This is a genomic window from Moritella sp. Urea-trap-13 (assembly GCF_002836355.1).
Lineage (GTDB): Bacteria > Pseudomonadota > Gammaproteobacteria > Enterobacterales > Moritellaceae > Moritella.
This window is the reverse complement of record NZ_PJCA01000031.1, coordinates 399,662-426,582: the sequence shown is the minus strand read 5'-3', so window position 1 is coordinate 426,582 and position 26,921 is coordinate 399,662. Positions and strand designations below refer to the sequence as shown.

General features: G+C 40.0%; 26 protein-coding genes. 13 read left to right on the top strand and 13 right to left on the bottom strand.

Annotation, left to right across the window (positions count from 1 at the left end; genetic code table 11):
• Window positions 1-81 precede the first annotated feature (81 nt).
• Genes CXF93_RS09870 through CXF93_RS09860 form a run of 3 tightly spaced genes read left to right on the top strand, consistent with a single transcriptional unit; the run spans window position 82 to window position 1,463 of the window.
• A complete protein-coding gene (locus tag CXF93_RS09870) occupies window positions 82-594 on the top strand; it encodes an aminoacyl-tRNA deacylase (RefSeq protein WP_101062355.1) in 513 nt (170 codons plus the stop codon).
• Window positions 595-638: 44 nt separating this feature from the next.
• Window positions 639-920, top strand: a complete 282-nt coding sequence (locus tag CXF93_RS09865; RefSeq protein ID WP_101062354.1) for a hypothetical protein — start codon at window positions 639-641, stop codon at window positions 918-920.
• Window positions 921-941: 21 nt separating this feature from the next.
• Window positions 942-1,463, top strand: a complete 522-nt coding sequence (locus tag CXF93_RS09860; protein ID WP_232784166.1) for a YbaK/EbsC family protein — start codon at window positions 942-944, stop codon at window positions 1,461-1,463.
• A gap of 90 nt (window positions 1,464-1,553) precedes the next feature.
• Here CXF93_RS09860 and mog read toward each other — a convergent pair whose 3' ends face one another.
• The gene (mog, locus tag CXF93_RS09855; protein ID WP_101062352.1) at window positions 1,554-2,087 is read right to left on the bottom strand and encodes a molybdopterin adenylyltransferase; all 534 of its coding nucleotides are present in this window, start codon (window positions 2,085-2,087) and stop codon (window positions 1,554-1,556) included.
• Window positions 2,088-2,332: 245 nt separating this feature from the next.
• Here mog and dcuC point away from each other — a divergent pair, with 245 nt between their 5' ends.
• The 3 genes from dcuC to CXF93_RS22115 all read left to right on the top strand — a co-directional run bounded on the left by dcuC (window position 2,333) and on the right by CXF93_RS22115 (window position 4,854).
• The gene (dcuC, locus tag CXF93_RS09850) at window positions 2,333-3,700 is read left to right on the top strand and encodes an anaerobic C4-dicarboxylate transporter DcuC (RefSeq protein ID WP_101062351.1); all 1,368 of its coding nucleotides are present in this window, start codon (window positions 2,333-2,335) and stop codon (window positions 3,698-3,700) included.
• 196 nt (window positions 3,701-3,896) lie between these two features.
• Window positions 3,897-4,565: an HAD family phosphatase gene (locus CXF93_RS09845; RefSeq protein ID WP_101062350.1), complete on the top strand. Its 669-nt coding sequence runs from the start codon at window positions 3,897-3,899 to the stop codon at window positions 4,563-4,565.
• Between the two features lie 127 nt (window positions 4,566-4,692).
• Entirely contained in the window at window positions 4,693-4,854 is a 162-nt protein-coding gene (locus CXF93_RS22115) for a hypothetical protein (protein WP_198551634.1), read from the top strand.
• Between the two features lie 24 nt (window positions 4,855-4,878).
• Here the strand turns inward: CXF93_RS22115 and CXF93_RS09840 are convergent, their stop codons facing one another.
• The 3 genes from CXF93_RS09840 to CXF93_RS09830 form a co-directional block, all read right to left on the bottom strand.
• Entirely contained in the window at window positions 4,879-5,172 is a 294-nt protein-coding gene (locus CXF93_RS09840; protein WP_101062349.1) for a hypothetical protein, read from the bottom strand.
• 227 nt (window positions 5,173-5,399) lie between these two features.
• Window positions 5,400-6,557, bottom strand: a complete 1,158-nt coding sequence (locus CXF93_RS09835; RefSeq protein ID WP_101062348.1) for an iron-containing alcohol dehydrogenase — start codon at window positions 6,555-6,557, stop codon at window positions 5,400-5,402.
• A gap of 15 nt (window positions 6,558-6,572) precedes the next feature.
• Window positions 6,573-7,253 (bottom strand): type 1 glutamine amidotransferase domain-containing protein, encoded by a 681-nt coding sequence (locus tag CXF93_RS09830; RefSeq protein ID WP_101062347.1) that lies wholly within the window; start codon window positions 7,251-7,253, stop codon window positions 6,573-6,575.
• A gap of 202 nt (window positions 7,254-7,455) precedes the next feature.
• Between CXF93_RS09830 and CXF93_RS09825 the strand changes: the two genes are divergently transcribed.
• Both CXF93_RS09825 and CXF93_RS09820 read left to right on the top strand, forming a co-directional pair.
• Window positions 7,456-8,361, top strand: a complete 906-nt coding sequence (locus CXF93_RS09825) for a LysR family transcriptional regulator (protein WP_101062346.1) — start codon at window positions 7,456-7,458, stop codon at window positions 8,359-8,361.
• A gap of 109 nt (window positions 8,362-8,470) precedes the next feature.
• Window positions 8,471-8,854: a hypothetical protein gene (locus CXF93_RS09820; protein ID WP_101062345.1), complete on the top strand. Its 384-nt coding sequence runs from the start codon at window positions 8,471-8,473 to the stop codon at window positions 8,852-8,854.
• A 137-nt stretch (window positions 8,855-8,991) separates the two neighbouring features.
• Here the strand turns inward: CXF93_RS09820 and CXF93_RS09815 are convergent, their stop codons facing one another.
• From CXF93_RS09815 to CXF93_RS09800, 4 genes are all read right to left on the bottom strand, one after another.
• Window positions 8,992-9,849, bottom strand: coding sequence for a PA4780 family RIO1-like protein kinase (locus tag CXF93_RS09815; RefSeq protein ID WP_101062344.1), 858 nt, complete (start codon window positions 9,847-9,849; stop codon window positions 8,992-8,994).
• Between the two features lie 104 nt (window positions 9,850-9,953).
• Entirely contained in the window at window positions 9,954-10,187 is a 234-nt protein-coding gene (locus tag CXF93_RS09810; protein ID WP_101062343.1) for a hypothetical protein, read from the bottom strand.
• Window positions 10,188-10,298: 111 nt separating this feature from the next.
• Entirely contained in the window at window positions 10,299-12,434 is a 2,136-nt protein-coding gene (locus CXF93_RS09805; protein WP_101062342.1) for a 3-hydroxyacyl-CoA dehydrogenase NAD-binding domain-containing protein, read from the bottom strand.
• 2 nt (window positions 12,435-12,436) lie between these two features.
• Entirely contained in the window at window positions 12,437-13,651 is a 1,215-nt protein-coding gene (locus CXF93_RS09800; RefSeq protein ID WP_101062341.1) for an acetyl-CoA C-acetyltransferase, read from the bottom strand.
• 198 nt (window positions 13,652-13,849) lie between these two features.
• Between CXF93_RS09800 and CXF93_RS09795 the strand changes: the two genes are divergently transcribed.
• From CXF93_RS09795 to mobB, 4 genes are all read left to right on the top strand, one after another.
• Window positions 13,850-15,565, top strand: a complete 1,716-nt coding sequence (locus CXF93_RS09795) for a DEAD/DEAH box helicase (RefSeq protein WP_101062340.1) — start codon at window positions 13,850-13,852, stop codon at window positions 15,563-15,565.
• A gap of 314 nt (window positions 15,566-15,879) precedes the next feature.
• Complete coding sequence (locus CXF93_RS09790; RefSeq protein WP_101062339.1) at window positions 15,880-16,989, top strand: efflux RND transporter periplasmic adaptor subunit; 1,110 nt, start codon at window positions 15,880-15,882, stop codon at window positions 16,987-16,989.
• Window positions 16,990-17,000: 11 nt separating this feature from the next.
• Window positions 17,001-20,129: a multidrug efflux RND transporter permease subunit gene (locus tag CXF93_RS09785; protein ID WP_101062338.1), complete on the top strand. Its 3,129-nt coding sequence runs from the start codon at window positions 17,001-17,003 to the stop codon at window positions 20,127-20,129.
• A gap of 165 nt (window positions 20,130-20,294) precedes the next feature.
• A complete protein-coding gene (gene mobB / locus CXF93_RS09780; RefSeq protein ID WP_101062337.1) occupies window positions 20,295-20,837 on the top strand; it encodes a molybdopterin-guanine dinucleotide biosynthesis protein B in 543 nt (180 codons plus the stop codon).
• A gap of 27 nt (window positions 20,838-20,864) precedes the next feature.
• On the opposite strand, the gene CXF93_RS09775 is transcribed toward mobB, so the two are convergent.
• Complete coding sequence (locus tag CXF93_RS09775; RefSeq protein ID WP_101062336.1) at window positions 20,865-21,323, bottom strand: MerR family DNA-binding protein; 459 nt, start codon at window positions 21,321-21,323, stop codon at window positions 20,865-20,867.
• Window positions 21,324-21,486: 163 nt separating this feature from the next.
• Here CXF93_RS09775 and CXF93_RS09770 point away from each other — a divergent pair, with 163 nt between their 5' ends.
• Window positions 21,487-22,014: a carboxymuconolactone decarboxylase family protein gene (locus tag CXF93_RS09770; protein ID WP_101062335.1), complete on the top strand. Its 528-nt coding sequence runs from the start codon at window positions 21,487-21,489 to the stop codon at window positions 22,012-22,014.
• A gap of 135 nt (window positions 22,015-22,149) precedes the next feature.
• Here the strand turns inward: CXF93_RS09770 and CXF93_RS09765 are convergent, their stop codons facing one another.
• The 4 genes from CXF93_RS09765 to queE form a co-directional block, all read right to left on the bottom strand.
• The gene (locus CXF93_RS09765; protein WP_101062334.1) at window positions 22,150-23,526 is read right to left on the bottom strand and encodes a DUF1329 domain-containing protein; all 1,377 of its coding nucleotides are present in this window, start codon (window positions 23,524-23,526) and stop codon (window positions 22,150-22,152) included.
• Between the two features lie 75 nt (window positions 23,527-23,601).
• The gene (locus tag CXF93_RS09760) at window positions 23,602-25,422 is read right to left on the bottom strand and encodes a DUF1302 domain-containing protein (RefSeq protein WP_101063316.1); all 1,821 of its coding nucleotides are present in this window, start codon (window positions 25,420-25,422) and stop codon (window positions 23,602-23,604) included.
• Window positions 25,423-25,707: 285 nt separating this feature from the next.
• A complete protein-coding gene (locus CXF93_RS09755; RefSeq protein ID WP_101062333.1) occupies window positions 25,708-26,091 on the bottom strand; it encodes a DUF4440 domain-containing protein in 384 nt (127 codons plus the stop codon).
• 112 nt (window positions 26,092-26,203) lie between these two features.
• The gene (gene queE, locus CXF93_RS09750; protein WP_101062332.1) at window positions 26,204-26,872 is read right to left on the bottom strand and encodes a 7-carboxy-7-deazaguanine synthase QueE; all 669 of its coding nucleotides are present in this window, start codon (window positions 26,870-26,872) and stop codon (window positions 26,204-26,206) included.
• Window positions 26,873-26,921: the final 49 nt, after the last annotated feature.

Genomic DNA, 26,921 nt, shown 5'->3' with positions numbered 1-26,921 from the left:
TAGCAACTATAATTAAAGCTCCTAGGTACCCCTATTGAATAAATGGGTTACTGTAATCAATACGGGAGATGGATTATGCTCATGCGAAAAATCACCCACTATTTAGATCAGGCTTATATAAACTACCAAAGTGACCATCACCCACCCGGTTATACTGCGCAACACATTGCTGAATTAAGTAAAACCAGTGGCATGTGTTTTGCAAAAACCGTCATTATCACTGCAGACACTCGGCTTGTAATGGTGGTGATGCCTGCACCCTATACCATTGATTTTGATAATATCGCGTTTTCAATTGGCGCTCGTCATGTCAATTTAGCCTATGAACATCAGTTCCGAAATATCTTCCCTGATTGTGAAACTGGTGCAATGCCGCCGTTTGGTCATCTATTTAACATGCCCGTTTTTATGTCTGATGCATTATTAGAACAAGAAGAAGTGAGTTTTAATGCCGGAGACCACAGCGAAACCATTAGAATGAAAAGCGCAGATTTAGTTGACCTAATTCAACCAACAATCATCAGCTGTGGCTTCAACAAAGCTGGTAGCGGCTATCACCATGAACACCCAAGACAAGGTAAATTGAGGCATTAAGACATGTTAAGTCCCCCTATTCACAGCCAAAGGAGCTTTAAATCATGAGGATTAGCAGCGCGTTACTAACAAGTTCAGAAAGTACATTAGCAAAAATAAAAGGTAAATCAGAATGGCGACAAGAGATAGATTCACTTGATTCAAACTCTGATGAGCAAGCTGTGATAGACATCATCACCGCAAATATAGTCCTTACAATTCAATGCAGCGGTATCACCATGATTGGCGAACTATACAAAAATATTGAAGTCTATGCTCAAGACGCAGCACAATATATTGAAGTTGATGTAGAGAATGTTATTCATAAAGTAATGCGCAATCTATAGGTTACATTTAGGAGTCACATTATGGCTATTGCAATCACACTAAAAGAATATTTCGAACACGAAAATATTCACTATGACACGATTAAACATCGCCGAGCATTCACATCACTAGATTCGTCTCGAACCGCTCACCTACCGGCAGGAAATGTCGCTAAAGCAGTTGTTCTTGAAAGTGTAACGGGTGATTACCTTATGGCATCATTACCCGCGAATAGCCGAGTCTCGTTGACTGACGTGAATGATATTATGGGTAAGTATTATTACTTAGCTAACGAACAGAAATTACAGGAATTATTTCCGGACTGTGCTAAAGGCGCAGTTCCTGCAATGGGGGCAGCATATAACATGAGTATGATTGTTGATGACAGTTTACTCACTGAAAATTCAGTTTATATAGAGTCTGGAGATCATCGAAATTTTATCAAGCTCAGTAATAATGAATACAAGGTCTTAGTTAAGGACATGTCACATGGAGACATTCGAGGTAGAAATATGGGCGCCCCAAGGATTTGGGAGCGAACCAATGTTAACTGGCGTATATGAGCGACTAATCATAAGCCATGTATTTTCATCCTAAACAATGAAAATACATGGCTTTCTAATTTATGCACATTATATTAAATATATGCTCAATTACTTCGCTTTTGGTCTGAACGGTTTAATCACCGACTCATCGCATTCAAGGAAAGGACCATCCATTAAATCAATGCAGTAAGGAATAGCAGGGAATACCGCATCTAAACATTCACGGATAGATTTAGGTTTACCCGGTAAATTCACAATTAATGAATCCGCACGTAAACCCGCAGTTTGGCGAGATAGAATAGCCGTTGGTACAAATTTTAATGACTCTGTACGCATTAACTCACCAAAACCAGGCATCATACGATCACACACAGCTTCTGTTGCTTCTGGTGTTACGTCACGCTTAGCAGGACCAGTCCCACCAGTTGTTACGATCAAACTACAATTTTGTTCATCTGCCATTTTGATCAAAGTTGCTTCAATCACATCTTGCTCGTCTGGAATAACTTCATAAACAGGTTCCCACTCAGAAGTCAGGTACTCGTTTAATACATCGATAATGGCTTTACCAGAAAGATCTTCATAAATGCCAGCACTGGCTCTATCACTTACTGTCACAATACCGATTTTAGCTTTAGTCATGTTTGTTCCATATAGCTTATTTGATTAATGCAGCAATTTTAACCGAACTGTTGTGATGTGTAAAACTAACGAGTTGATCTGCCTCAAACTATCAGGGGAGAGTTTATTAAATCCTGATTTAGATCATCATTAGTGGGGTTAGCTATCGCATAAACATCTCTTTATGGGTACATTCCTCTGTAATAAAACATTACTTTAAACGTTAAAATAATGTTAAATGCATTTAATACAATATAGAGGTCTCAATGTTAGAGTTATTCATTGGTTTAATCGTCACGGTTGCTGTTGGTTACTTCATCGTCAAGGAATATAAAGCCGCAGGTGTATTGCTCACCGCCGGTATTACACTGCTAATTATCACTGGATTACTTGGTAAGCAAATTCTTCCATCAAGTGTCGCAAGTACAGGGAATATCCTGACAGATTCCTTAGAATTTGTTAAATATATGCTGAAATATCGTGGCGGCGGTTTAGGCATGCAAATTATGTTGTTATGTGGTTTTGCTGCTTATATGACAAAAATTGATGCTAATAATGTCGTTGTTAAACAATTTTCTAAACCACTCTCATTTATAAAATCTCCTTACATCCTACTCGTTGCAGCCTATATCGTCGCTTGTTTAATGTCACTAGCGGTAAGCTCTGCGACTGGACTAGGCGTATTGCTGATGGCGACTTTATTCCCGATGATGACTGCGATGGGCATCTCTCGACCTGCTGCTGTGGCAGTTTGTGCGTCACCTGCTGCTATCATTCTATCTCCAACATCTGGTGATGTTGTTATCGCAGCCGAAAAATCAGGGTTATCGCTAGATGTATTTGCTGTTCAGACAGTACTACCTGTATCAATCTGCGCCATTATTGTAATGGCTGCCGCTGCATTTTTCTGGAATCGTTATTTAGATAAGAAAGAAAATACGCCAATGGAAAAAACGGATATATCAGAAATTGTAGTAACAGCACCAAATTATTACGCATTCCTGCCATTTTTACCTATTTTCGGTGTATTTATATTTAATGGCTCAACCATTGAAGGACTAACGCTCGATATTTATACCATTGTGGTGTTCTCTATCTTTATTAGTGCGATCGTCGATTTTATAACTAAACGCTTAAACGGCAGAGCTACATTAGAAGATTTAGAATCATGCTACGAAGGTATGGGCGATGCATTTAAAGGCGTCGTGATGCTGTTAGTTGCAGCGGGAGTATTTGCGCAAGGTCTAATGTCTCTTGGCGCCATTGATAATTTAATCGGTCTTGCTGAAGCAGCAGGTGCAGGTGGTTTTGCATTAATGCTCATGTTGACCGCTCTAACGGTTGCGGCAGCCATTGCGACCGGTTCAGGTAATGCACCATTTTACGCATTTGTTGAATTAGCCCCTGCCCTTGCAGGTAAAATGGGTCTAAATCCTGCATTCTTGATCATCCCAATGTTACAAGCATCGAACCTTGGCCGTACAATATCACCAGTTGCTGGCGTTATTGTTGCTACCAGTGGTATGGCCAAAATCAGTCCATTCGAAGTAGTTAAACGTACGTCAGTACCCGTTCTCGCTGGCTTGATAACCGTTATCGCAGGCACTATGGTACTGGTACCTATGTATGCTTAGTTTAAACGTGAACTTTACCGCTTAGGTTAAGTAAACGTAAATAGTAATAACGTCATAATTTAAAAGGCTAGGATTGAATCCCTAGCCTTTTATTTTTGGCGCTGAAAATCAAAGTAGATCTTAAATTAAATATACCGATGGGATTTGTTATACTCACCGATTAGATAAGTTAAAGCGGATAGAAGGTAAACAATAAGTGAATTATCAAGCAGCTATTTTTGATATGGATGGACTACTTCTCGACACTGAACGTGTATGCAAAGGTGTATTCGAAGAAGCATGTGCCTCATTATCAATTCCTTTTTTAGAAGATGTTTACTTAGATATTATCGGCCGTAATGCCCAAGGTATCGAGAAAGTGCTTCGCGCGGGTTACGGCAGCGACCTTGACTACCCTACTCTTCATGATGCATGGAAAGTCCGCTACAACGCAGTGGTTAAGCATCAGGCTATTCCGATAAAAGAGGGGGTTGTTGAACTATTAACCTGGCTAAAAGATAACAACATACCTACGGCTGTAGCAACGTCAACACAGAATGATGTGGCTAAAATAAAGTTGAAATTTGCAGGTCTCGATCACTTCTTTGATAACCTGACTACCGGATGTGAAGTGAAAAATGGTAAACCAGATCCTGAAATTTACTTACTTGCCGCTGACCGTTTAAATATTGAACCTGAGTATTGCTTAGCTTTTGAGGATTCCAATAACGGTGTGCTTGCAGCTGTCAGTGCCAATATGCAAACATTTCAAATACCTGATTTAGTCCAACCAAGTGCAGAAATATTAACATTAGGTCATACGGTAACCAGTTCTTTATCAAATGTCCTAGTAACACTAAAAGAAGTACAATCGACCACGACATAACAGCTTAATAATTATTACCTTTAAAATGATGATCTTAATAGTAATGACCTCAATAATTCCCCTCTAATAACACTTCTGCTTAAAATAAACTAAAATTATTAATAGCAGGTTATTAGAGGTGAATGCCATGTCTGTATTTAACGAAACCGTACGTCGTAAAGGTCAAGCCGAAGAAGATATATTCTTTGCAAAGTTAGATCTCGAACTTATTGCCGAACTACACAAAAAAAATGAAGATCCGCAACAAGCATCAGAGCAAATACCAAGTGATTCAGGTTACGAGCGTTAACGCTTAATTCACTAATGCGTTGTTCTAATCAAAAAATAAAGATACCAAATCTTTTAAAGCGCCGTTATCAACTAATGTAGCACTACCAACTGCAAAAATAATCATGCCCGCAATAAAATATTTGACTAATTGATGAAGTCCATCATCTAAGATCGTTTCTGGAGAGCTGCACTTTAATGTTTCCAAGTACAGCTGTTTATCAATATTCGTAGACACCTTTTTTTGCTGTAAATAGCGATGTAGATTGAACCTAGCGATCGCAGCAAATAAAAAACCAGACAACATGATTACACCCAACATCAATTCTAAATCAGCCATGACTCTTCCTTAAGCATAGATAACAACACGATAGATATTTAATAATTACAATATCATTAAGTTATAACATCTTTGAATTAAAAAAGTGTTAAGCAAGAGTTAATATTTAACTAATAATCATTTTATAATAAAAAAAAAAGCTGAAATGAATAATCATTCCAGCCTTTACTGTCAACCTGCTATTTACTGCTAGTTATCGCTTTAAATAAAGTCGTTACACTCAGTATTTACAGTGCAGTCTCTAAAATCTGACGGCTTACTTCCAAGGTGATATTTTTACGTTCACCCAGTGATACCATGCCGTGCTTCTCTAACTTAGCCATTAAATTGTCAATATCTGCAGATGTAATACCCGCATCAGTAAGCGTTGTAGGAACTTGCATTGCTTTAAAGAATGCTTCTGTTTTAGCTATCGCTAGATCGATTTTTTGATCTTCATCAGTAACTGCAATGTTCCAAACACGCTCTGCATATTGCAGTAATTTACTGCGTTTGTCTTCGCGCATTACTTTCATTACTGCAGGTAACACAATAGATAAACTACGCGCGTGATCAACACCATGTGCAGCAGTCAGTTCGTGACCAATCATGTGCGTAGCCCAATCATGTGGTACACCTGCACCGATAAGACCATTTAGCGCCATTGTTGCAGACCACATAATGTTACCGCGGATTTCTAGATCATCTTTAGTTTCCGGCTTTAATGCTTTTGGTCCTTCTTCAATAAGCGTCAATAATAGACCTTCAGAAAAACGGTCTTGTACTTTAGCGTTAATGCTATAAGTCATGTATTGTTCCATTGTATGAACAAACGCATCAACAACACCGTTACTGATTTGACGATCAGATAAACTCAAGCTAACAGCAGGGTCAAGGATCGCAAAACTAGGACGCACTAGTGGACTACCAAATGACAACTTACTGCCATCACGCGTAATAACAGCGCCGCCATTTGACTCAGAGCCAGTTGCAGGCAAGGTTAAAACAGCACCCAACGGCAATGCTTTAGTAATCGGCGCGTGTTTACTCAGGATATCCCAAGCATCATCACCTTCAAATACAGCCGCTGCAGCAATAAACTTGCTACCATCAACAACAGAACCACCACCGACAGCAAGAATGTAATCTACATTATGCTCATTAATAACATCGACAGCTTTAATTAGTTGGTCATATGTTGGGTTAGGTTCGATACCTGAAAATTCAACCCAATTATGCTCAGATAATGCCGCCACTACCTGATCATAAACGCCGTTTGATTTAATCGAGCCACCACCATAAGTCACTAGTACTTTAGCATCTAATGGAATTTCTTTGCTTATCGCTTTAATCTGATCATCACCGAAGTGGATCCGAGTTGGGTTTTGAAACGTGAAATTCAACATATTTATTTCCTAATATTAAGCGTGTGCGATTAGTTTTTCAGCCACTAAAGCTGAAGACGCTGGATTTTGACCTGTGATGATTAAACCATCTTGTACTGCAAACGGTGTCCAATCAGCAACTTTCTGATAGTCACCGCCACGTTTTACAAGCTCATCTTCTAATAAAAACGGTACGATATCAGTTAATTGTACCGCATCTTCTTCGGTATTTGAAAATCCTGTTACAGCTTTACCCTTAATTACATACTCACCTTCAGCGGTCTTCACGTTTAGTAGTGCCGCTGTTGCATGACAAACCGCTGATACAGGTTTGTTATTAGTAAGGAACGCAGAAATTAAATCAATTGATGTTTCATTATTCGTTAAATCCCAAAGTGGACCGTGACCGCCTGGGTAAAATACCGCATCAAAGTCTTGCTCTTTTACGTCAACAAGTTTAACCGTTGTAGCAAGCGCTTGCTGTGCAACTTTATCCGCATCAAAACGACGCGTAGCATCTGTTTGCATGCTTTCATCGGCACTTGCAGGATCAATTGGTGGCTGACCACCAGCAGGAGAAGCAAGCGTAACCTTCATGCCTGCATCAAGGAATACATAATAAGGTGCGGCTAGTTCTTCAACCCAAAAACCCGTTTTTTTGCCTGTATTACCCAAATCTGCATGTGATGTTAATACCACTAAAATATTCTTAATCATGATAATTCCTTTGACTTTAAGCGAGCTTGAATCTAGTTACTAGATAGTTGTGTAATTAAAACAAGTGCCGTTACTTGATAACAGCGAATGGAAACAGTCTATACCTCAACACAAAGCCTGACAATGCAGAGTAAACTGACTACACTGTTCAGTTTTTTGATACAATGGGTGTTCGTTATCTGCATCTATATGGCTTCTATCTATGAATGTTTCTTTTGAACAATTAAAAAGTATGGTTGTTTACGCTCAGATTGTCGAACAAGGTACGCTTTCAGCTGCTGCAAAGCATTTAAGCCTTTCTCGTGCAGTTGTCAGTTACCATCTTAAAAAGCTAGAAACCCAATTAGGGCTAAAGTTACTTAACCGAACCACACGCAGCTTTACCCTCACCGAAGCAGGCCAGCAGTATTATCAACACTGTCAAGAAATTGCCCTCCAGGCTGAAGCCGCAAATCAGCAAATAGAAAACTTTAAACACGAACCTGAAGGGTTATTAAAGATAACTTGTCCGGTCAATGTTGGATTACAGATCATTGTTCCGGCCTTAAACATGTTCAAGGTTCAATTTCCGAAGATTGAATTGGACATCATGCTTACGGATGATATCGTCAACATAATGCAAGAAGGGATTGATCTTGCGATCAGGGGGGCACCATTAGTTGACTCCGGCTTACAAGCACGAAAACTGATCTCAATGAAAACCTGTTTATGTGCATCGCCTGATTACTTAAACAAATACGGTAGACCAGTTTCCCCTACCGAACTGGTCGAACATAATTGGGTATTATATAAATTAAGCTCGAGTACCTTAACGCTTACCAAAGGGACTCGTGCTTATAGTGTTAAGCCAAAGGGTAACATCACTACCAACAATGCAGCAGCACGTACAGCATTTGTTGAGGGCGGTCATGGTATTGCACGAATTCCTCTTTACGACGCTGCGCCGAAGCTTGCCTCACACAAACTCGAGCGACTGCTGTCTGATTATGAATTAACAAACATTGACCTATACGGTGTTTTTCCGCCAGGAAGCGCAGGTTCGAAAAAACATCGTGTGTTATTGAGTTTCTTAAAGGAACATTTTAATCACTTAGCGAAAATTATGTGACCGAGATCGAACTATTACTTTTTAGGCATTATTAATCGAGTCTAAACCTCTCCAAACGAATGTTTGAGGCTAGACTTAAAATTAGTTTTAAACAAGTGGAGATAAACCAATGCAAGCAGTCGCATTTATTAATGAGAAATCAACCCTATTAACTGACAATGTGAATCAATTTCTCATGCATAAAATCAGTTACAATGTGTTAAGTAACTTGGTATGGGATGTTTTACAGGATTGGCAATCTCTGGATGTCGTTGACGAAAAAGTATCAAATGAAAAAGAACAGACATTTTGGTTTCTTATTTTTGAATTACATTATTGGGGACAGGAAAATCTAGAGAACGATACCGAGTTACGTAAAAATTTATATGCCTGTGCATTATATTTAGAACGTGGGCAAGAATTACCTAAGCATTGTATTGGTTTACGACCAAACAGATTAGTTTCAGAAGAAAACTCAACCAGCATGGAGCAAGATATAGTTACATCACGTTAGACCTTAAATTTATAGGTTACTAATAAACATGGATAATAATCAGATCCTTATTTCAATATTATAAAAAACCCCTTAGAAATTAATATCGCTAAGGGGTTCATTATTTATTTAATTCGTTGTTTTTTAGCTAACTATGACTATTCTATTTCATCAGCAAGTTGAATCCGCGCTAAACGGTCAAGTTCTTCCTCTCTTGCAGCATTAATCTCTTCTAAAATACCTTCTACATCTGCAGATTCAGTATCTTCAATAAACTCACCGGTCAACTTAACATCAATGGTTAGTTCACCTAATTCGTACAGCGCCCACATTTCTTTAGCATATTTTGTTTCAAGTAGCTCAGGTGCATATTGCCCATAATATTGAGTCATATTCTCAACGTCACGTTCGAGCATCCACTTGGCATTATTATTTGCTGATGCATCAACCGCTTGCGGTAAATCAATAATGACAGGCCCATGCTCATCAACAAGGACATTAAATTCTGATAAATCACCATGAATAAGGCCGTCGCAAAGCATTAATCTAACATAATGGATCACTTTATCATGGTCTATCACAGCTTGTTCTGGTGTTAATGAAACATCACCCAAACGCGGTGCAGCAAAACCGTTTACATCAGTCACTAGCTCCATAAGCAAAACGCCGTCAAAACAGCCATAAGGCTCTGGTACACGAACACCCGCATTATCTAAGCGATACAACGCGTCTACTTCCGCATTCTGCCATACTTTTTCTTGCTCATTTCGCCCAAAGCTAGAGCCTTTTTCCATTGCACGTGCACGTCGACTATTACGAACCTTTCGACCTTCACGATATTGTACCGCTTGTTTAAAACTACGTTGATCTGCGTCTTTATAAACTTTTGCGCAACGGATCTCTTCGCCACAACGCACAACATACACTGTTGCTTCTTTACCACTCATTAACTGACGTAATACTTCGTCAACAAGCCCGTCATCAACAAGAGGTTGTATTCTTTGAGGCACTTTCACTAATTGTTATCCCCTGATTAACCGTTACATGAATCTAGGATAATAACATTAAGTTAATTTGTTTTAAAACACCATCGCCTAATTTATACGCAGTATTCTCATGTTTACTCACTAACTCGCTCACATTTACCTTCATATACAGTACCTGTAGCTGAATTCGTCGATTTTTGCACCTGTACTTGGCTTAACTTTTGTTTCAGATTTTTAACTAGAAATGGTTTAGCAACAAAACCAACGATTAATAACATTGTAGTTAATACCAAACCGAAGCTGGTTAAAAATACGAAACTGATAAATCCAATAAAGAGTGTGATCACGTTTATAATGGTATTTTTCATCTGGAGTCCTATTGAGTCTCTGTCATTGATAACCACCATACTAATACACTTAATATGAATCAAACATGAACAAGCACAAAATACAGGCCGATAATTAGGTAATGCCTGTCACTACCACTTCGACAACACAGCTACCGATGAGAATTGTGGACCGAACTGCTCGCACAGTTGCTGTGCTCGACACTTGAAGTTATCCGCGCCATAATGCTCAACAAACTGTAAAACGCCGCCAGTCCAAGCTGGAAAACCTAACCCGAAAATAGAACCAATATTGGCATCACGAGTACTTGTTACAACGCCTTCTTCATAAGCTCGGAGTGCTTCTAAAGATTGCACAAACAACAAACGGTCTTTCACTGTTTCTATATCCCAGTTATCTTGAGTTGGAAATTCAGCAACTAAACCTGGCCATAGCTGTTTCTGCCCTTGCCTGCTGTAATCATAAAAACCTGCACCCGCTAACTTGCCAAGCCGTTTTAATGCTAAAAGCTTATCTAAAACAGTATCCGCAGGATTATCAAGTCGCTCTTTGCCTTCTGCTTTAAAATCTAATCTGGCTTGATTCCGTACATTATCAATAAGTGACAAACTCACTTCATCGATGATAGCTAAGGGACCCACAGGTAATCCAGCTTGAATTGCGGCATTCTCAATAACTTCAGCAGGAATACCCTCACTTAACATGCGCATACCTTCAGAAACATATGTAAAAAATACTCGCGAGGTAAAAAAACCGCGACAATCATTAACAACGATAGGTACTTTTCCTATTTGTAATACTAAATCATAAGCGGCAGCCAATGTCGCCGATGACGTTTTATCACCTTTTATGATCTCTACTAGCGGCATTTTATCCACCGGAGAAAAGAAGTGTAAACCAATAAAATTTTCGGGTTTTGTTGATGCCGTTGCTAAACTAGAAATTGGTAATGTCGATGTGTTTGATGCCATAATCAATCCATCACCCACTGTGGCTAATATCTCAGTGATAGCTTGAGACTTTACCTTACGATCTTCGAAAACCGCCTCAATAACCATATCGCAGCCAATTAAATCGGCGGGCTCTTTTGAGGGGATGATACGTTTTAAAATTGCGCCTTTTTCTTCGTCTGGAAGTTTACAATTAGCTAAGATCGAAGCTGTATATGACTTAGCAAAAACAGCCTTTTCGATACTGATATCTTTTAGTATCACAGTGATGCCATGACTTGCTAATGCATAAGCAATACCAGCCCCCATCATGCCCGCCCCTAATATGCCGACTTTACTGAATTGCGTCACCGCCAGATCGAGCGGCCGAGATGCACCCGCTTTGACTTCATTATATTGATGCCAAAACGTATTGATCATATTTTTAGCCACTTGACCGCGGATCACATGGAGAAAATAACGCGTTTCTAATCTTAACGCGGTTTCAACATCCACTTCAGCCGATTCAATCATGACTGATAAGATAGCTTCAGGTGCGGGTAGATTACCTTGTGTTTTTTGCTTTAGCATTGCCGGCGCTTGCACAAGCATACTAGCAATAGCAGGAGAATTAACATTACCACCGGGGAGTTGATAATCTTTTACATCAAAAGTTTGGGAAACAGCTAGTTGCTGCGATAAGATCCAGCTTGTAGCCTGCGCCATCATTTGCACATTTGATGTTGCTATTTTATCAATCAGGCCTATTTTGAAGCCCTCTTCACTGTCAAATTGCTTACCTTTAAGGAGATATGGTATTGCCGCTTTAAAACCTAATAGTCGTGTCATTCTGACAACACCACCAACACCCGGTATTAAACCTAATGTAACTTCAGGTAGACCTAGCGTTACTGCCAGCAAACCTAATTGCGCATTTTTCACCAGCGCTACGCGATAATGGCAGGCTAATGCTAATTCCCAGCCACTGCCAAGAGCAGCACCATTAATACAAGCAACAACCGGTTTCCCACACGTTTCTAGCCAGCGCATTGCCTCTTTCAACGACGACAATAACTGGAAGCTTGCTTCGATGTCTTGCTCTACGCTGTGACTTAGTTGCGTTATATCACCACCCGCAAAAAAACTGCTTTTCGCAGAACGCAGGACAACACCAGTAAACGTCATTTGTTTAAGTCTTTTAACTGTCGTCACATAGTCATCAATAAAACTGCGATCAAGTAAGTTCACCTTTGAGTCAGGTTTATCGAAAATTAAATGCACGATCCCTGCATCATCTTGCTTTACACGAATTGATGACGTACTACTAATTAATGGCATAGTTATCCCTCTACACGTTCAATAATTGTTGCTATCCCCATGCCTCCACCGACACACAAGGTTACAAGGCCACGTTTCAAATTACGTGCTTCTAATTCATCTAATAACGTCCCTAAAATAATCGCACCAGTTGCCCCCAACGGATGGCCCATAGCAATAGAGCCGCCGTTGACATTAACAATATCAGGCGAGATATTCAGTTCACTCATAAAACGCATGACAACAGCCGCAAACGCTTCATTTACCTCAAACAAATCAATATCGTTAATAGTTAGTCCTGCTAATGCTAATGCTTTTTGGGTTGCAGGCACTGGCCCAGTTAACATGATGGTAGGATCTGCGCCAACCACCGCAGTCGCGACGACTCGCGCCCTAGGTTTTAAACCCCATTGAACGCCAGCCTCAGCGCTACCCACCAGCACTAATGCTGCACCATCAACAATACCAGAAGCATTACCAGGGGTATGGACATGTTGAATTTGTCCGACTTGCGGATAACGCCGTTTAGCAACACTATCAAACACAGTCTGACCAAGATACGCAAACGCAGGTTTTAGTTTACCGAGAGAAGTAACAGAACAATCAGGTCTAACAAGCTGGTCTTTATCAAGTAATAACATACCGTTGCGATCGTGCACAGGGAGCACTGAGTTAGCGAATGCACCACGTTGCCAAGCAGCAGTGGCACGTTGGTGTGAGCGTGCTGCAAATGCGTCAACATCTTCACGGCTATAACCATCAAGTGTAGCGATTAAATCAGCACCTATACCTTGCGGCATGTAATCAGTCGCTAAACTGGTCTCAGGATCCATCGACCAAGCGCCACCATCAGCGCCCATTTTAACCCGAGACATAGATTCGATACCGCCAGCTATCACCAAATGTTCCCAGCCAGAGCGGATTTTCATCGCCGCCATATTGACTGATTCGAGTCCTGAAGCACAAAATCGATTTAAACTCACCCCCGCTACATTATCTTTCCAACCAGCAACAAGTGCCGCTGTTTTAGCTATGTCAGCACCTTGCTCACCTATCGGCGTGACACAACCTAATACGATGTCATCAACCGCATCCGTATCAAAACCGTTTCGTGCCTGTAAATGATTAAGTAAATCAGCTAAAAGATTAACCGGTTTGACTTCATGCAAAGCACCACTGGATTTTCCCAAACCGCGCGGCGTGCGAATTGCGTCATAAATGAAAGCTTGAGGGATCATGAATTACTCCTAAATACTTATTTAAGTCTCACTATACGCTTTAGCATTAACAATACGTTAGACCCACCTCAAAAATAGCACAATACTTTGCCAATTTCAGAACAAGCCATTAACATCATGAATTTTAGAACAAACATATTTACCTTTGCGCTATACTGTATGCACTTACTGTACTAACTTAATAATGACAAATTAGATATGCCTCTTCGCGATTACCAACAAGCTGCTGTCGATGCCGCTTTAGCTCACTTTAGAAAATCGGATCAACCTGCTGTTATTACACTGCCTACAGGCGCAGGTAAAAGTCATGTACTGGCGGAATTGGCCCGCCTAGCAAAACACCCGGTGCTGATCCTTGCGCATGTAAAAGAACTTGTGGAGCAAAATCACAGTAAATTTGAGCATGATGGTTTTGAAGCAGGTATCTTTGCCGCCGGATTAGGAAAAAAACAGCATGGTCTTAAAACCACCTTTGCCAGCGTGCAATCATTAAGCCGCAATCTGGATAAGTTTGATGGTTTCTTCTCCTTGCTGATTATTGATGAATGTCACCGCGTCAGCTTGAGTGAAGACAGCCAATATCAAAAAGTCATCAGCCATTTAAAAAAAACCAACCCAAAACTAAAAGTACTTGGCCTTACTGCCACACCTTACCGTTTAGACAAAGGCTGGATTTATAAAAAGCATTATCAAGGTTATGTCAGAACAGAAGACGAAACCCCCTTTGAAAGCTGTATTTTTGAATTACCACTGCGCTATTTAGTGCAAAAAGGGTTCTTAACGACACCAACCGTAATCGATGCACCTGTTGCCCGTTACCAATTCGATGACTTGCCACTGGAATATAATGAAGTACAACTGGATCAATTTTTAGCTAAGAGCCCCCGTGTAACCCATGCGATCTGTAAGCAATTAATCGAACTTGCAGCTAATCGTGAAGGCATTATGATCTTTGCCGCTAGCATTAAACATGCACAAGAAATATTTAAGCAATTACCTGATGAGCAAGCCGCGATAGTCACAGGTAAAACCACCATTAAAGAACGCGATGAACTGATCCGCCAATTCAAAGCCAAAGAAGTCAAATACTTGGTGAATGTATCGGTATTGACCACCGGGTTTGATGCCCCACATGTCGATGTGATTGCTATTTTACGCCGTACAGACTCGGTCAGTTTATATCAACAAATCGCGGGCCGTGGTTTACGTCTTGCTGAAGGTAAAACTGATTGTTTGATTATTGATTACGCGGGTAACGGATTTGATTTATACCAACCTGAGATCGGTTCAACCAAACCAAACAGCAACAGCGACCTAGTACAAGTCCCCTGCCCGAGTTGTGATTTCGCCAATCTGTTTTGGGGAATAACTGATGCCGATGGTGACATCATTGAGCATTATGGTCGCCGTTGCCAAGGATTAATCGAACTCAGTAATGGCAGTGAAGAACAATGCAATTACCGTTTCAAATATAAGCAATGCCCACAGTGTAATGCTGAAAATGATATTGCAGCGCGTGCCTGTCAGCAATGCCATGTAGATTTAATCGATCCAGACAATCAATTGAAAAAAGCACTGCAATTGAAAGATCGTAAAGTGCTGCGTTGTTCAGGGATTTCAGCACAAGCAGACGGTGATAAAGTCAAACTCAATTACCATGATGAAGACGGTGATGTCGTTAAAGAAAGCTTTTACTTCAGTAACAATAAGCAACGCCAACGTTTCTTCAGCATATTTTCAAGAACCGTGACTGGCGCACCTACCACAGCCACAACTGCAGAACAAATTGCAGTTCAAATACAAGGGTTTGTAGCACCAGATTTCGTGATAGCCAAAAAAGAAAAGTATTTCTGGAAAATTGAACATCGTATATTTGATTACAAAGGTAATTATAGAAAAGCCAATCAGCATTAGAATGTTAGCCCTAAAAAATAAAGTGCTAAAAACAGCCTTAAAAGACTAAAATTAAAGCAGTTGGCTGTCACGATTTCGACGCCATTGTCAATAAAAAAACAAGTAAAACTACCTATTTGGTAAATATACGTAAATAAATTATTTTAATAGACAAAATGCTTGATTGAGGCTGGTTAATATCTAAAATAGGTATAACAAACACACCTCTGAACGAGCTTTCAGCGAAAGTCATCTTTAACCGATACAGCGAAGACAGGCTCAGTTTCATATCAGAATTTATAATATATGTATAACACCCCGGAGTTAATCTAGTCATGAAAAAGTGGACCTTAGCCATGTTACTAATCGCACTCGCCTTGTTTGGCAGTGTGATTGGTTTTAATATTTTTAAACAGCAAAAAATTGCTGAATTTATGGCCAATAGACCTGAACCGGAATTTCCAGTTACCGTTGTTGATATCAAGACTTCAGACTGGATCCCAACTATTCAAGCTATTGGTTTTATCGAACCTAACCAAGGTGTAGAAATTTCTAACGAAATCGCGGGTAAAATCGATCGCATCTCATTTGATTCAGGTACCAAAGTAACCAAAGGTCAATTACTGGTTAATCTTGACTCTCGCGTAGAAAAAGCAAACCTAAAAAGTTCGCAAGCAAAACTAAACGCTTCTAAATCTAAATTCTTACGCTACGAAGCACTTTATAAGAAAAATGCGGTGTCAAAAGAAGCGTTGGATGAATCTGAAGCGGCTTACTCTTCACTACTTGCTGATATCGAAAGCCAAAAAGCAGTTATTGAGCGTCGCCAAATTACGGCACCGTTCGATGGCGAAGTTGGTTTACGTAATGTATTTTTAGGTGAATTTTTATCTGTAGGTACATCAATTGTACGTTTAGAAGATAGCAGTGTTATGCGTCTTCGATTCACTGTGCCACAAACTCAAATTTCAAAAGTTTATTTAGGTCAAGTGGTTGAGATTTTTGTTGATTCTTATCCTGAAACAGCATTCAGTGGTAAAATTAGTGCTATCGAGCCTGCTGTAAACTATCAAAGTGGTTTAATTCAAATCCAAGCCGATATTCCAAACAACGATTCACAACTTCGTTCAGGTATGTTTGCACGTGCAAATGTCATCTTACCAACAGTCGAAAAGCAAATTACGGTTCCACAAACAGCGATCACATTTACACTTTACGGTGACAATGTATACATCGTTCGTGAAGACGACAACGGCGACTTACGTGTAACACAATCGGTTGTCAAAGTTGGCGAACGTATTGATGCAATCGCTCATGTATTGAAAGGCGTTAAAGCCGGTGACAAAATCGTCACATCAGGTCAAGTACGTTTAAGTAATAACGCTAAAGTGCGTATTATTGAAAACGATACATTGAAAGTACCTGCTGAAACACCAATGCTTTAATCGGAGGATACATGCGCTTTACTGATATATTTATCAAGCGTCCTGTTCTAGCGGTATCTATCAGCTTTTTGATCGCATTGCTTGGTGTTCAAGCAATTTTCAAAATGCAGGTTCGAGAATACCCTGACATGACCAATACGGTTGTTACCGTAACAACTGGCTACTACGGTGCCAGCGCCGACTTGATCCAAGGCTTTATTACTCAGCCCTTAGAGCAAGCGGTAGCCCAAGCCGATAATATCGACTTTATGACGTCATCTAGTGTATTAGGTAGTTCAACAATTACCATTACGATGAAGTTAAATACCGATCCGAACGCAGCACTCTCTGATATTTTGGCCAAAACGAACTCTGTTCGTTCACAACTGCCAAAAGAAGCTGAAGATCCAACGGTGACGATGTCTACGGGTTCTACGACTGCGGTAATGTATATTGCCTTTAGCAGTGATGAACTATCTTCTAGTCAGGTAACCGATTATCTTGATCGTGTAATCAACCCTCAGCTGTTCACCATTAATGGTGTTTCTAAAGTAGACATGTACGGTGGTATTAAATACGCACTACGTGTTTGGTTAGATCCATTAAAAATGGCAGCTTATGACCTTACCGCAACCGAAATTATGGGTGTACTGAATAGTAATAACTACCAGTCTGCAACAGGTCAAGCCGTTGGTGAATTCGTGCTTTACAATGGTAATGCCGATACCCAAGTAAGCAGTGTTGAAGATCTTGAACGTCTTGTTGTTTCAACAGATAAAGGTGAAGTTATTCGCTTAAGTGACATTGCAAAAGTTACTTTAGAGAAGAGTCATGACGTTTATCGAGCATCAGCAAACGGTAAAGAAGCCGTTGTTGCCGCGGTTAATGCAGCACCAACAGCAAACCCAATTAATATCGCTGCTGACGTATTAGAATTACTACCTGAACTAGAACGTAACTTGCCAACAAACATCAACATGAACGTGATGTATGACTCAACGGTTGCGATCAATGAATCAATCAAAGAAGTAATTAAAACCATTATCGAAGCAGCACTTATCGTTATCGTGGTTATTACCTTATTTCTTGGTTCACTCCGTGCAGTAATCATTCCTATTGTAACGATTCCATTGTCACTTATTGGTGTTGCGATGGTTATGCAGATGTTTGGTTTCTCTTGGAACTTAATGACACTGCTGGCGATGGTACTGGCGATTGGTCTGGTTGTAGATGACGCGATTGTAGTATTAGAAAATATTGATCGCCATATTAAACTCGGCGAATCACCTTTCCGAGCCGCCGTAATCGGTACACGTGAAATAGCCGTACCAGTTATCGCAATGACATTAACACTGGGTGCAGTATATGCGCCGATTGCGTTAATGGGTGGTATTACAGGGGCATTATTTAAAGAGTTCGCGCTTACCTTAGCGGGTGCGGTATTCATCTCTGGTATTTTAGCACTGACATTGTCACCAATGATGTGTTCTAAAATATTGTTAGCAAACGCAAAACCAAACAGATTTGAAAAAACTGTACATGCTTTCCTTGAGCGTATGACTAATCGTTATGAGAAGATGATTAGTGCAGTAATGCACAAACGTCCAGTAATGATTGCATTTGCTCTTATCGTATTCGCAGCAATGCCAATGTTATTTAAATTTATTCCAAGCGAACTTGCACCGTCGGAAGACAAAGGTGTAATGATGATGATGGGTACTGCACCATCAAATGCTAACTTAGATTACATTGAAAACTCGATGAGTGAAGTTAACGCAAAGCTAAACGAACAACCTGAAATTGCTTATGCTCAGATCTTCTCTGGTGTACCTAGCTCAAACCAAGCATTAGGTATTGCATCGCTAGTTCCTTGGAGCCAGCGTGAAGCAAGCCAAGCTGAGGTTGTTAAACGTGTAACAGGTTTAGTTAAAGATGTACCGGGCATGTCGGTTATTGCTTTCCAAATGCCTGAATTACCAGGTGCAGGTTCAGGCCTACCCGTTCAATTTGTTATTACTACACCGAATAGTTTTGAAAGTCTATTCCAAGTAGCAACAGACGTATTGACGAAATTACAAGCTAACCCACTCTTCGTTTATTCTGATTTAGATCTTAACTACGACTCAGCAACAATGAAGATTAATATTGATAAAGACAAAGCCGGCGCTTACGGTATTACCATGCAAGACATTGGTATAACCTTAAGTACGATGATGTCTGACGGTTACGTTAACCGTATTGATTTAAATGGTCGTTCTTACGAGGTTATTCCTCAAGTTGAACGTAAATACCGTTTGAATCCGGAGTCAATGAATAGCTACTACGTACGTGCAGCTGATGGCCGCGCAGTACCACTAGGCAGCTTAATTACCATTGATGTAGTTGCAGAACCGCGTTCACTTCCTCACTTTAACCAACTTAACTCAGCAACAATTGGTGCTGTACCTAGCCCTGGTGTAGCGATGGGCGATGCAATTTCATGGTTCGAAAATACAGCTTCAACGATGCTTCCAAAAGGTTACCGTTATGACTTTATGGGTGAATCACGTCAGTTCGTAACTGAAGGTAGTGCTTTGTATATGACCTTTGCGCTTGCATTGGCTATCATTTACCTTGTACTTGCGATTCAATTTGAATCAGCGCGTGATCCTTTAGTTATCATGGTATCTGTACCACTTGCTGTATCTGGGGCGTTAGTATCTCTGGCTTGGGGTCTATCAACCATGAATATCTATTCTCAGGTTGGTTTGATTACCCTCGTCGGTTTGATTACTAAGCACGGTATCTTGATCTGTGAAGTAGCAAAAGAAGAACAGCTACATCACGGAAAGAACCGAACAGATGCTGTAATTGAAGCGGCTAAAGTACGTTTACGTCCAATTCTAATGACAACGGCAGCAATGATTGCGGGTCTTATTCCGTTAATGTATGCCACTGGTGCAGGTGCAGAACAGCGCTTTAGTATTGGTATTGTGATCGTATCTGGTCTTGCTATCGGTACATTGTTTACACTATTCATCTTACCGGTAATTTATTCATTCCTTGCGACTGAACATAAACCATTACCGACATTCGTTGAAGACGAAGAGTTGGAAGAAAGTGATAAGCAACATGCTATTGAATGTGCTAAATCCGCTGGTGAAGTAAAGCCAGCAATCTAATTTAATGATTAAAGATCATGTCTTAAGTAATTAAACTTAGATATTCATGTAAAGAGGTCGCTTATGCGGCCTCTTTTTTTATTCATACAACATAATGACTGTTATTTTTATTTCAACGTATACTTAATGTAAACAACATTATTCATACCGTTATCGAGTATTCATATGACTTCTTTAGAGCACTTCCCTATCCCACTACTTGGCTTTGCGGCGTTTAGTGGTACAGGTAAAACAACCTTAATTACGCAACTACTACCAAAATTAACCGCACATGGTTTACGTATCGGTATGGTCAAGCACAGTCATCATGATATCGAAATGGATAACCCTAACAAGGACAGTTATAAATTACGAAAAGCAGGTGCATGCCAAATGGTGTTAGCCTCACCCCATAGAACCATTCTATTTGCCGAACAAGCTGAAGCCGATGAACCTAAACTGATCACTCAGTTAAAGTGGCTGAACACAGATGAATTGGATTTGGTGTTAGTCGAAGGGTTTCGTCATGAGCCATTTACTAAAATAGAACTGCATCGCCCGAGCTTAGGTAAACCATTATTGGCTGTCGATGATCAGCACATTATCGCAATCGCCACGGATGCAGCGATTGATCAAAAGGAATTATTCGATAAAGGATTAACTTATTTAGATTTGAACGATATAAATGCAATCACTGATTTTATCATGCATTACAGTCACCAATCATAAACTCAAAAGACGATTGCTATATTATTGCTATGACTGAAGCTCAATAAACTCAAGTTTGTCGTGCTCGGTTAATTCGTCAAGGTAGTTTTGATAGCTTGATTCAATGTCGATATCGCAGGCGGTTAAGTCTTTCATCGCAATCTTTTCTAGCGTTTCAAGTTCAGTGATACTTTCTTGCAGGGCAAGTTGCTGTTCACGCAGTTCATCTAGTCGTGTTCGACTCTGATGTAGCATGTATAGCATACGAGGCGGACTATCAGGTTTATCATCATACAGGGCTAAATAATGCTTCGCAGACTCTAGACTAATGCCTAAACGCTTACTGCGTAAAATAATAATTAAACGAGCGCGTTGACGATAATCATAATACATAAACCGTCCTCGACGTTCAGATTGTAACAACCCTTTGGTCTCATAAAAACGGATAGCGCGTCGCGTGATCGAGAATTCTTCTGCAAGATCTGCCGCGGTATAATACGTCGTCATTTAGTGTGGCCCTTCTAACTCTTATTAAAATTTTATTAAACGCTGCTTTTACTTAGCAATGAATAATTTACCACAAATTTACGCTATTGCTTAATTTAAACCATAATTAGTGTTGCACTGCTTCGTCATTCGAACTGAACACAGCAAGGCATCGAGGTTAGATATGCGTATACCTAAATTACAATCAAGCCAATACTCATGGTTTATACGTCCGTTCCTATGGCTGCTAGAAAGGAAGCAAAACAAAACCTTAAAACCTGCACAACTACTGGGGCGTAGACCTAAATTATTTGCCGCTATATTTTTATTATACAAAACCATTAATAGAAAAAGTTCCCCTATTCCACCTTATATTCATGCCCTAATGAGTGTACGTGTTGCGCAGCTTAATCAATGTGAATTTACCATTGAACATGATTCTAAGGTATTGCGAAGTCTCAAAGAAAGATTAAATAAAGATAAACTATTAGATTGGCAGAATTGCAGTGATTTCAAACCACAAGAATGTGCAGTGCTGGCCTATACCGATGCGGTCACCAATACCTCTTTGCATGTCACCGACAGGCATATCGACCACTTACGTTGTTATTATAACGATGATGAAATTGTTGAATTGACTACGATTATTGTGTTCCAAAATATGACCACAAAATTTAACGCAGCACTTGATGTATGCAAAAAGACAGTTTAGGCGTCTACCACTACACATACTGCTCTTTAACCAATAAACGAAAAACGAGAGCTTTAATACTTATATTAAGTACTAAATCTCTCGTTGTCATTTCACTCTAGTGATTATCTGAGTTCAAATAATCAAATAAATAGATTAACGACCCATACGTTTTAATGCTGAAGTAGAAAAGTCTTTACGCTTCGCTTTTACATCAAACTGAATGCCTTTATTCTCTTCATTATTTAGACCCGTGACGAGGTAACGACCAGCAATAACATCATATAATGTTTCTGCAGCAAACCAGTTCACGTCGGCATTATAGTATTGTACGGAATGCGCTTCAGCAACACGCCACAGGTTTCCACGCGCGTCATAGTGATCAATAACACCTGCTTGCCAGCTATCTTCATCAATAAAGAAGTTACGTTGTGCATAAACATGACGTTGACCGTCTTTCACTTTTGCTTGCACTTCCCATACACGGTGTTTCTCGTAACGCGTGTACTCTTGGTTAATATGACCCGGCGTTACAATATCTTTGTATTCAAGATCGGTAGAAGAAAGGTTGTATGAGTTATATGGAATATAGAGCTCTTTTTTACCGACAAGCGTCCATTCATAACGGTCAGGCGCACCATTGTACATATCATAGTTATCTGACGTACGAGAACCTTCTACGCCAATACCTTCGCCATCATACGATACGTTAGGCGCACGACGAACACGACGTTGACCCGAGTTATAGATCCACGCTTTACGCGGTTCTTTTACCTGATCTACAGTTTCATGTACCAATGCAATTGTACCGGTTAAACGTGCTGGTGCAATAATACGTTGCATGTAATAGAACAAGATATTGTCATCTTTCTTGGCATCACGGCCACCCTTTAGGGCTTCTGGGATGTAGAATTTATCTTCTACTTTCACAGCAGTGTACGCGCCATTACGTTGTACTGGGATAGTCGTGATTACACGTTCTGCATGGCCACCACGGTAACGGGTAATATGGTTCCAGATAACTTCTAAGCCATTCTCTGGAATTGGAAACGGAATAGAAATATTGAAATTATCTAAGCCATTACCACCAGCCGATAACGTCGTATTTAACGCATTACCTTTAACCGTCTCATAGATATCATCTGACTGGGCGAAGCTACGACGCGTTTCATAAACAGGCATAGTGTAAGTGTCAGGGTATTTCTTAAACATAGCCAGTTGGCCAGGTGTTAAGTTGTCTTTGTACTGTTCAACATTCGCGGCAGTGATCACAAACTGTGGTTTATCTGCTGCATATGGGTTAGTAACACGATCATTTTTACCAATGTCAGTACCGAGAATGGCATTAGTAATACCACCCGTCCATGCTGGAATAGAGCCGTCAGCATTACCTGCAGCCTCCGCACCGAGTGGCGTTAATTCTTTACCTAATTTGGCCGCATCCGCTTCACTTACTTTCGCAAGAGTTGATGCCGAGAATGCCATTGCCACGGAAATGGCAGCTACGCTATATGCTTTATTGAACACTTTCATAATTAAAATCCTTTTCTAAACTTCTATTCGTTATATCCGTATTAATCATCTACAGCTTAATTTTCTTTCTAATCATTAGAATGAAATACCAACGGCAGCAGATACATAATCACGATCAGACAGTGGATTAAAATCACCACCGAATTGTGTATAGCTTACTGACATAGAATACATTTTTAAGTAATCAGCTTTCAACGCTAGATTGACACCAGTACGACCTTCTTGGAACGTACCTTGTGGTTCAGGGCTGTAACCATAGACATCATGTGACCACGCTACTGACGGTGCTAAATCTACACCAGCAAATACATTACGGTAATCAGCTTTAACAGCTAAACGATAACCGGCACTGTCTGTCGTAGTGAAACCGTCAGTATCATTACCAACGCCATCAAAACTAGTCCCGTAAACTGTAGCACGACCATATTTAATATCATCATCACCTTCTGGTAAATCCCAAACGTGGCCATAACCAAGTTCAGCAACCGTGGTAATACGATCGGTACCAAGGGCTTTATCAAAGAACTTAATTAATGTCAGTTGTGACTGGGTATAATCAAAACGATGGAAACCATCAACAGTCTCCCCTGCACCTGCTTGTGAATATTCTGGTGTTAATGGTGAATCAGGATCTGCACTTAATGCTGCAGCCAGTAAATCTGCGCCATTAATTTGTAACGGCATATCCAGACGATGACTGACTTCACCAGACACAGCCCATTCAGAAACTGTGGTATTAAAACTTAGACCAAACAACTGAATATCTTCAGGGTATGCAGTATGATATTTCGGATTATAAGCGGCTGAAAGTGGATTTGTAGCAGGTACAAATGGTGTGTTAGGTATTGCACCACTACCATTAAATTGACCCGTTTCAGGGCTAGCATAAGGAAGACGAGAGTGGTAATTCATGTAATATAAACCGAATTCAGTCGCATTCAGACTTTCAGCATAATATTTAAATGCTACACCAAATTGCCCATCATCCGACGCATCTTCATCGGTGCCTCGTTCAGCGTAAAAACCACCCGTATGCAGTTCACTATCAACTAAACTTGGAAAAGGAGCCCCTGGTTGAATAACTAATTTATCACAACCCTCGGCTAAATAATCGGCGGTAGAGAAGTAAGTCCCACAACTATCAATCACTGTTGGTTCAAATTCTAATTGATAGAATGCTTCTACACTTAAATTATCAGTCAAACCTATGTTAGCGAAAATCATGTTTACTGGTAATAAACCTTCTTTTACTTCAGCACCAGGACGACGGAAAGCGGCAGCATCAACTGGATTTACTGCGTTAATACCACCTTGGATGAATGAACTTTCACCCCAGTTAACCACTTGTTTACCAAGACGTAAGTCAACCGCAGTCTCGCCAAGGTAAAAACCAGTGAAGATATACGCATCAAGTAATGCGACACCTTGGGATTTTGTTAAGTCATTAAAATTATCATCATTAATTGGTTCATTGGCAACATAACCATTCGTCGCACTACCATGGTTCACATCATTCTGATCAAGTGCGTAATCGTACCAATATTTACCACGGACGAAAACACCAAAAGTCGACCCTTCTTCAGTCTCATACGTTAAGCCCAGATCGTGCAGTCCCTTAATCGTTTGAGTAAATGCATCACCTTTATCATAATTTAAATTACCATCATCACCAGTTGGAGTACTACCCGGTAAACCACCGTTACCGATGCCAACATTCTTAGCAGCCGCTTCTTCTACCCGCCAGCTTGAACCAGCTGTAATTTGAGAGTTGAATGAACCTTCAACATCCCCCCAATTAAACTCGATCGCTTGCGGTGCTGCGGTATAGCCTGAAACGATAAGTGCTAAAGCAATTGGCGTTGTTTTAAAAAATTTCTTCTGAGTTGTGTTTTTCATTATAGTATCCATTCTATACCCTTTAATTTGTTTTCATTCCATTAACAATTAGGTCGTAGGTATTATATTCACATAATACTTTCGTCACACAGTGTCAGATATAGGCCGAACGTGCCAAATGATTGTCTATTGAAGCCATAACGATATTTTATGCGAGCCATGTCATATATTTAGACTAATGCAAGAAACTTAATATTGGATAAGTAATCCCCCTAAAGAGGAGGTTAACAGAGTTGTAGTACTAGATAGGTAGGATAAATAAGAAGTGAGAAATGAATTTGAATGTTAGTTTTTTGTTGCTTGATGAAATTGAAGTCGCCATTGCTGATTATGATAACGCCAAATTGAACTACGTAAACTACCCGCTGCTTTTACTATGCCAGCATTAATCGAATTCGCTTGATAACAAACCAAGATGGTATCAGCAGCTAATTCTACAACTTTAAATTCCGACAACTGCCAGCGCTGTGTCGGTGACTTAGCTAATAACCAAGTTACAATTTCGTTGCGTGAGGTATAACTGCCAATTGGCGAGATTTCAAATAGCTCAGAGTGTAAGAAGTTATCTAACTGCTCTGGATATTTAGAAAAATCACTATGTAATAAGGTTTCTTCACGTTGTTTAAACTGTTCAATTAATTGCGCTGCTGATTTATTTACACTATCCATACCTGCTCCTCATTCATCTCGCTCGTCTGCTATTGTCAGGTTATCTCGCCATACCTCAGTTATGTCTCAACTATAAAAGTAAGAAAAGGTAGGCGGATATAATCGAATCAGCTTAGTCGATAAAGATATATTTATGCATCTGTACTGATAACTTCCAGTTACGCTCAATACACAGTTTAATCGCTAGCTCTGTTGCACGTTGCTGTTGCGAAATAGGCTGTAAGCACATGATCTTATTAGCAGTATCAATATCAGCGATTAGCGCATCTAGTTCATCAATGTGTTTTTCCATTGCGATCACATGCTTTATTTCATTAGCACGGCGCAATGCACTGGCTAAAACGGGTAGTTGCCCTTTCATTTGAATTTTTGGTGATACAGTTACCCAAGTCGAATCTGTGGCACGTACTTTTGATGTACCTGAGGTCTCAATTTGACAGAAATACCCTGCTTGCTCTAATTCACTTGTCAATTCAACAAGATCATATTGGCAAGGTTCACCGCCCGAGATCACAATATGTTTTGCAACAAAACCATTTTTTAGTATCATGGTAATGAATTCTTGTGCAGTAAAGTTCGCCCAATGAGGTTTATCATCGCAAGCTTTGTTCACAATCTGTTGTGATACCTCCATCTCAGGATCGACTTTCCAAGTTTGTTTGGTATCACACCAAGAGCAACCAACATCGCATCCTTGTAGGCGAATAAAGATGACGGGATAACCAGTAAAATGGCCTTCACCTTGGACTGTTTCAAAAATTTCATTAACCGGATACTGCATTTTTATAACCTAATAAACTTCAAGTAACGTTTATTGTATCATCTGCCCT

Bases quoted from the DNA above. Each gene is read 5' to 3' on its own strand.
- CXF93_RS09825 (WP_101062346.1), top strand. From the start codon at position 7,456: ATGAATGTTTCTTTTGAACAATTAAAAAGTATGGTTGTTTACGCTCAG.
- CXF93_RS09830 (WP_101062347.1), bottom strand. From the start codon at position 7,253: ATGATTAAGAATATTTTAGTGGTATTAACATCACATGCAGATTTGGGT.
- CXF93_RS09760 (WP_101063316.1), bottom strand. From the start codon at position 25,422: ATGAAAAACACAACTCAGAAGAAATTTTTTAAAACAACGCCAATTGCT.
- CXF93_RS09800 (WP_101062341.1), bottom strand. From the start codon at position 13,651: ATGATCCCTCAAGCTTTCATTTATGACGCAATTCGCACGCCGCGCGGT.
- CXF93_RS09870 (WP_101062355.1), top strand. From the start codon at position 82: ATGCGAAAAATCACCCACTATTTAGATCAGGCTTATATAAACTACCAA.
- CXF93_RS09820 (WP_101062345.1), top strand. From the start codon at position 8,471: ATGCAAGCAGTCGCATTTATTAATGAGAAATCAACCCTATTAACTGAC.
- CXF93_RS09790 (WP_101062339.1), top strand. From the start codon at position 15,880: ATGAAAAAGTGGACCTTAGCCATGTTACTAATCGCACTCGCCTTGTTT.
- CXF93_RS09795 (WP_101062340.1), top strand. From the start codon at position 13,850: ATGCCTCTTCGCGATTACCAACAAGCTGCTGTCGATGCCGCTTTAGCT.
- CXF93_RS09865 (WP_101062354.1), top strand. From the start codon at position 639: ATGAGGATTAGCAGCGCGTTACTAACAAGTTCAGAAAGTACATTAGCA.
- CXF93_RS09755 (WP_101062333.1), bottom strand. From the start codon at position 26,091: ATGGATAGTGTAAATAAATCAGCAGCGCAATTAATTGAACAGTTTAAA.
- CXF93_RS09805 (WP_101062342.1), bottom strand. From the start codon at position 12,434: ATGCCATTAATTAGTAGTACGTCATCAATTCGTGTAAAGCAAGATGAT.
- CXF93_RS09860 (WP_232784166.1), top strand. From the start codon at position 942: ATGGCTATTGCAATCACACTAAAAGAATATTTCGAACACGAAAATATT.
- mobB (WP_101062337.1), top strand. From the start codon at position 20,295: ATGACTTCTTTAGAGCACTTCCCTATCCCACTACTTGGCTTTGCGGCG.
- CXF93_RS22115 (WP_198551634.1), top strand. From the start codon at position 4,693: ATGTCTGTATTTAACGAAACCGTACGTCGTAAAGGTCAAGCCGAAGAA.
- queE (WP_101062332.1), bottom strand. From the start codon at position 26,872: ATGCAGTATCCGGTTAATGAAATTTTTGAAACAGTCCAAGGTGAAGGC.
- CXF93_RS09765 (WP_101062334.1), bottom strand. From the start codon at position 23,526: ATGAAAGTGTTCAATAAAGCATATAGCGTAGCTGCCATTTCCGTGGCA.
- CXF93_RS09775 (WP_101062336.1), bottom strand. From the start codon at position 21,323: ATGACGACGTATTATACCGCGGCAGATCTTGCAGAAGAATTCTCGATC.
- CXF93_RS09840 (WP_101062349.1), bottom strand. From the start codon at position 5,172: ATGGCTGATTTAGAATTGATGTTGGGTGTAATCATGTTGTCTGGTTTT.
- CXF93_RS09835 (WP_101062348.1), bottom strand. From the start codon at position 6,557: ATGTTGAATTTCACGTTTCAAAACCCAACTCGGATCCACTTCGGTGAT.
- CXF93_RS09770 (WP_101062335.1), top strand. From the start codon at position 21,487: ATGCGTATACCTAAATTACAATCAAGCCAATACTCATGGTTTATACGT.
- dcuC (WP_101062351.1), top strand. From the start codon at position 2,333: ATGTTAGAGTTATTCATTGGTTTAATCGTCACGGTTGCTGTTGGTTAC.
- CXF93_RS09785 (WP_101062338.1), top strand. From the start codon at position 17,001: ATGCGCTTTACTGATATATTTATCAAGCGTCCTGTTCTAGCGGTATCT.
- CXF93_RS09810 (WP_101062343.1), bottom strand. From the start codon at position 10,187: ATGAAAAATACCATTATAAACGTGATCACACTCTTTATTGGATTTATC.
- mog (WP_101062352.1), bottom strand. From the start codon at position 2,087: ATGACTAAAGCTAAAATCGGTATTGTGACAGTAAGTGATAGAGCCAGT.